The sequence below is a fragment of the Bradyrhizobium sp. genome (assembly GCF_035570375.1).
In the GTDB taxonomy this organism is placed as follows: domain Bacteria; phylum Pseudomonadota; class Alphaproteobacteria; order Rhizobiales; family Xanthobacteraceae; genus Bradyrhizobium.
In genome coordinates this window covers 1-3,671 of the sequence record NZ_DATMLW010000215.1, presented here as the reverse complement: position 1 = coordinate 3,671, position 3,671 = coordinate 1, and the positions used below count along the sequence as shown (strand labels likewise).

Annotated in this window: 3 protein-coding genes and 1 pseudogene; 3 read left to right on the top strand and 1 reads right to left on the bottom strand. The window is 61.0% G+C overall.

The window, feature by feature from the left end; genetic code table 11:
- The 3 genes from VNX23_RS23705 to VNX23_RS23695 all read left to right on the top strand — a co-directional run.
- The coding region (locus VNX23_RS23705) for a hypothetical protein (RefSeq protein ID WP_325634003.1) at nt 1-249 on the top strand (249 nt) is incomplete at its 5' end.
- Nucleotides 250-371: 122 nt separating this feature from the next.
- Nucleotides 372-1,364 (top strand): ABC transporter substrate-binding protein, encoded by a 993-nt coding sequence (locus VNX23_RS23700; protein WP_325634002.1) that lies wholly within the window; start codon nt 372-374, stop codon nt 1,362-1,364.
- A 381-nt stretch (nt 1,365-1,745) separates the two neighbouring features.
- Nucleotides 1,746-3,095: an amidase gene (locus tag VNX23_RS23695; RefSeq protein ID WP_325634004.1), complete on the top strand. Its 1,350-nt coding sequence runs from the start codon at nt 1,746-1,748 to the stop codon at nt 3,093-3,095.
- 343 nt (nt 3,096-3,438) lie between these two features.
- On the opposite strand, the pseudogene VNX23_RS23690 reads toward VNX23_RS23695, so the two are convergent.
- Nucleotides 3,439-3,671, bottom strand: a pseudogene (locus tag VNX23_RS23690) (hypothetical protein); the annotation flags it as partial.

The following is a 3,671-nucleotide window of genomic DNA, read 5'->3' as shown; positions in this document are numbered from 1 at the left end:
CAACAGATGATTGGTCGGAACGTGCCGCTCAAGCGAGAACTCATAGAACAAAGCAGCCTGCTCAACCTTCTGATGCCCCATCATGATTCAGTCCCCTCTCGACGACTGAATCAGCGAATTTCACCCAGCGCAACCGCAGACCTTTTCAACAAAATCGGCACGAAACGGACATCGCACAATGTCCGCTCTGAGTCGGCTTTCAGGGGTGAAGCGGAAGTCCGGCTCTCGATCCGTCAGGTCAGCCTTTGACCCAGATGCCACATCCGGCCTGATCAGGTTCTGAGGGGGGACTGTCCGGCATTTCTCACTCGCGGCCCGGTCGCAAAATGCTAGGTTGACGTATTGCAAGGCGTCTTCTCCGGGGAGCACACATGCGGCGGCGCGAGTTCATCACGCTTCTCGGCGGCGCAGCGGCGACCTGGCCACTCGCCGCGCGCGCGCAGAAACCCGAACGGGTGCGGCTGATCGGCGTGCTGATGGGCTTTGAGCAAAGCGATCCAGATGCACGGTACTGGCTCTCGGCGTTCCAGGGTTCGCTCGCAAATCTGGGGTGGACGGAGGGTAACAATCTCCGGATCGAGCTTCGCTGGGCCACCAGTGATACCGACAGGCACAGGGTATTGGCAAAAGAGCTGGTCGATCTGCGGCCCGACGCGATCCTCTCTCAAACCACGCCCGTAACGAGCGCCCTTGTTCACGAGACGCGAAATATTCCCATCGTATTCGTGAGCGTGGCCGATCCGATCGCCAGCGGCTTCGCCGCGAGCCTCGCCCATCCAGGGGGTAATGTTACTGGATTCGGGCTCTTCGAGTCATCCATGGGCGGCAAGTGGATGGAACTACTGAAGGAGATCGCACCGCGCACCACCAGTGTATCGCTGCTGTTTAACCCGGCAACCGCCGTGCCGCTCAAAATCTTCATGCCTTCCATTCAAGCCGCTGCGTCCTCGTTTTCCATGCAGGCGAATTCCGCTCCGGTTGATGGAAAGGATGAGATCGAAGGCGTTGTCGCCGCACAAGCGCGCAATCCCGGTGGCGGCCTCATCGTAATGCCGGACGCATTCACCACGGCAAATCGTGAACTGATAGTTACCCTCACTGCCCACTACAGCGTCCCAACGATTTATAATGCCTCATTTTTCGTGAAATCGGGTGGGCTGGTTGCTCTTGGTAGTGATTTCGTCGAACAGTTTCATCAAGCGGCTGGATACATCGACCGTATTCTCAAAGGCGAGAAGCCGGCCGATCTGCCGGTGCAGCAGACTACCAAGGTCGAACTGTCCATCAACCTCAAGACCGCCAAGGCGCTCAGCCTAACCGTGCCGCTGTCGCTTCTTGGCCGTGCCGATAAGGTGATCGAATGAGGATGCTAGTTGCTGCGCTGAATGAGTCTGGAATTGAACACAAGGCGGAAGTGCCAGTCGCCGTGATAAACGTCCGTTGTTGGCACATCGCGTCCGTTAGCGCAGTGCAGCGACATGTCTGGAGTTGGGGATAGATAGATCGGAAGTAACCGGCCGATGGTCAAAACGGCGCTAATGACCCGTTGCGGACATTAACTAGCCATTCGGGATATTTCTCTTCGTTAACCGAAATCTCTCCGGAGGGAATAGGCCTTGGATCAGGATCGTCGAGACTTTTTGCAGGACTCCGCCCGCCTGGGCGCCATTGCGCTCACCAGCGCCGCACTTTGGCCCCTCAATTCTGCTTTCGCGCAAAGCGGGTCGGGACGCGAACTCGCCACGATGAGCATTGACGACCTTTCGCATTTTCTGGCCAGCCAGAAAATCACTAGCCGCCAGCTCGTCGAACAAGCACTCGCTGCAATTAAAGACCCACAGGGAGAAGGCTCGCGCACCTTCCTCAGCGTACATGAGAACGAAGCGCTTGCCGCCGCCGACCAGGCGGACGCGCAACGGCGCGGGGGCGCGAAGCTGCCCGGGCTCGCAGGCATCCCTATTTCGATCAAGGATCTGTTCGACGAAGCCAGCGTCACCACACTCGGCGGGTCGAAAGTGCTTGTTGGCGCGCCGGCGGCAACGCGCGACTCAACAGTGGTCGAACGATTGAAAAAGGCCGGCGCGGTCATTATCGGCCGCACCAACCTGGTCGAGTTCGCCTACTCGGGCCTCGGCATCAACCCGCACTACGGCACACCAAAAAATGCCTTTGATCGCGGCACAGGCCGAATCCCCGGCGGCTCGTCGTCGGGTGCAGCGGTCTCTGTCACCGACGGCATGGCGGCCGGCGCAATCGGCACCGATACCGGCGGATCGATCCGCATTCCGGCCGCGCTGAACGGCCTGGTCGGTTTCAAGCCCACCGCCCGGCGCGTGCCGCTCGACGGCGGGCTGCCGCTGTCATTTACGCTCGATTCGGCAGGACCGATCGCGAAAACCGTCGCCGACTGCGCATTGCTCGATCAGGTTCTGGCCGCTGAAGCCGACGGCGCTCTAGAGCCTGCCCTTCTGCGCGGTCTGCGTTTCGCAGTGCCGAAGACAGTGTTCCAGAACGACCTGTCGCCGGCGGTCGCCGACGCCTTCACGGCGGCGCTCGGCCGCTTGTCGGCGGCCGGCGCGACCGTCGTCGAGCTGCCGATGGCTGAATTCGCCCAGGCTGCGGACGTCAACCCGCGCGGCGCCTTGACTAGTGCCGAAGCCTATTGGTGGCACCGAGAATGGATGAAAGATGGGGCCGACAAATACGACCCGCGCGTCATCGTCCGCATCCGTCCCGGCGAAACGATCACGGCCGCAAATTACATCGAACTGATTAAACTGCGCGAGCAGTTCATCCGCACAATCAACGCCGCCGCCAGCGGCTACGATGCGATGCTGATGCCGACCACCCCTGACACCGCCCCGACGATCGCCGAAGCCAGCAAGGACGACGAAACGTATACTCGCCTCAACCTGCGTATGCTGCGCAACCCGGCAATCGTCAACCTGTTCGACGGCTGCGCCCTGTCGGTTCCCTGCCATGCGCCCGGCACCGCACCAGTAGGCATGATGATCGCCGGAACGCAAAACACCGACCGCAAAATTCTGGCGATCGGTCTTGCGGTGGAAAACGTCGTCCGAAAGCTGCGCGGTTGAATCTGTCGGCCGGACTATCAGCGGCAACAGTTGGCGCCGCTGTGATGGCGCATGTCCGTTGGTGGCACGAAACGGACCTCCCGCGATGTCCGCAGTTTTGTCGCTATCGGGGGGAAAGCGGACATGGCGGTTACGAGCGCCGACTTCCGAGTTAGACCCTTAGGCGACCTACAAGGCAGATCGCAGATTCCGCTTCTGTCAGGTTCGTCGAAATTCGACGCGGTCGCATGCGAGGCGGAGCCCTGCCGCAGTTCGAGATGGAAAAGCCGCACACGGCGGCGTGCGGCAAGCACTACCCCGCAGGGACGGCCGCTTACATTGATCGCCTCCCTATCAGGTTTGTCTATTGGGCGGTGAGCGCATACACCGACATCTCGGCGCGGGCGTCCGCGATCCAGAACCAACGGTGCTGCTCGGTGCGGAAGGCGCGCCAGTTCTCGAGCACGCGCTTGAACTGCTCGCTTTTCGCGGCCTCCTCGTCGAGCACCTGCTCGAGCGCGGTGCGCAGCGCCTTCAGGATGTCCGGGCTGAGCACGACAAGCTGCGCGCCGGCCGCGATGAGGCGATTGAGCGCCT

Excerpts from the sequence above, each read along its gene's own strand:
- VNX23_RS23700 (WP_325634002.1), top strand. The coding sequence starts at position 372 with ATGCGGCGGCGCGAGTTCATCACGCTTCTCGGCGGCGCAGCGGCGACC.
- VNX23_RS23695 (WP_325634004.1), top strand. The coding sequence starts at position 1,746 with ATGAGCATTGACGACCTTTCGCATTTTCTGGCCAGCCAGAAAATCACT.